Source organism: Oleiphilus sp. HI0043 (genome assembly GCF_001634935.1).
This window is the reverse complement of record NZ_LWEY01001555.1, coordinates 1-1,047: the sequence shown is the minus strand read 5'-3', so window position 1 is coordinate 1,047 and position 1,047 is coordinate 1. Positions and strand designations below refer to the sequence as shown.

At 43.6% G+C, this 1,047-nt stretch carries 2 protein-coding genes; both read right to left on the bottom strand.

Features of this window, described 5'->3' with window-relative positions:
- The coding region (locus tag A3729_RS23235) for an MmcQ/YjbR family DNA-binding protein (protein ID WP_068634337.1) at positions 1-287 on the bottom strand (287 nt) is incomplete at its 3' end.
- Positions 288-302: 15 nt separating this feature from the next.
- Positions 303-1,037 carry a DUF3108 domain-containing protein gene (locus A3729_RS23230; protein WP_068634336.1) on the bottom strand — a complete coding sequence of 245 codons (735 nt, stop codon included), beginning with the start codon at positions 1,035-1,037 and terminating at the stop codon, positions 303-305.
- Positions 1,038-1,047: the final 10 nt, after the last annotated feature.

Below are 1,047 nucleotides of genomic sequence, written 5' to 3'. Positions count from 1 at the left end.
ATCATTCGTTCAATTTCACCGACAGGGATGCTTCCGTCAAGAATTACGGTATTCCAGTGGAGTTTGTTCATGTGGTAACCGGGCTTTACGGCTTCAAAAAGGTCGCGTAGCTCGTTTGCTTGATCTGGGTCGCACTTTAGGTTCATTTGGGCAATGTTGTCATTAACGCCAAGCGTAGCAAACATCTTAGCCTTAATTTTCGGAACCATAACATCTGGGCCAAAAGGGTAGTCTTCTCTGGCTTCAGGTTTTGATAGTAAGTACTGTTTTGCTGTCTCGTAGTTCATACGCTTCGCCCTTGGCTATTTAAATGTAACTTCTGTGCCGTTAACGTTAGCTGTCTCTAGATGTATTTCATACTCTTCTCCATCTTTCTCGATCTGTGTCATCTTGAGAAGAAGCATAGGGTATTTCTCTGAAACCCATAGGTAGGTCTGGCGTTTGCTGTCATCTGCGCGAACCTTTTTTACGACCAGCGCTTTGGCCTCACCAAGCTTTGTAGTAATTAATTCTTCACCGGTTTTTACGAACGTGCTGGGTCTAAGTTTTTTCTTATGTGCTATTTGGAAATCCAGACGAGGAGAGGGACTGTCTAGCTCTCGTAGAAGTTGCAACTGATAGCTAAGGCGGTCGTAGGTGTTACTGGGTATACCCGTAATTTCCCAGTCTGCGCCTTTGCTACGACCATTAACCATATCTGCCTGCCAGTCGAAATGGACCTTAGCTTTTCTATCTCGGCCAAACATGGGGCTAAGTCTATAGTTGTAGCCTTGTGGTAAAAGGCGGCCATCTTCGAAAGTAAACTGGGTGCTTTCGTTTATATCGGCTACAAAAGAGCGGACATTAAAACTATAGTGCCAGCGGTTTTCATCCATTTTCTTCAGATGTCTAGCAGCCTTGCCTTTGATTTTGATTCCTTTTTTTATATTAGCGCTATAGGTGGCGCTATGAGGAACCAATTCAAAGGAATGTGTGCTAAAGCTAATGCAGGATAGGCTGCTTAGTAGTAACAAGCTGGAAAGAAAGAACTTCATCATTATCTCTTAC

What these genes read in the sequence shown, in the direction of transcription:
- A3729_RS23230 (WP_068634336.1), bottom strand. Translation starts at nt 1,037, where the DNA reads ATGATGAAGTTCTTTCTTTCCAGCTTGTTACTACTAAGCAGCCTATCC.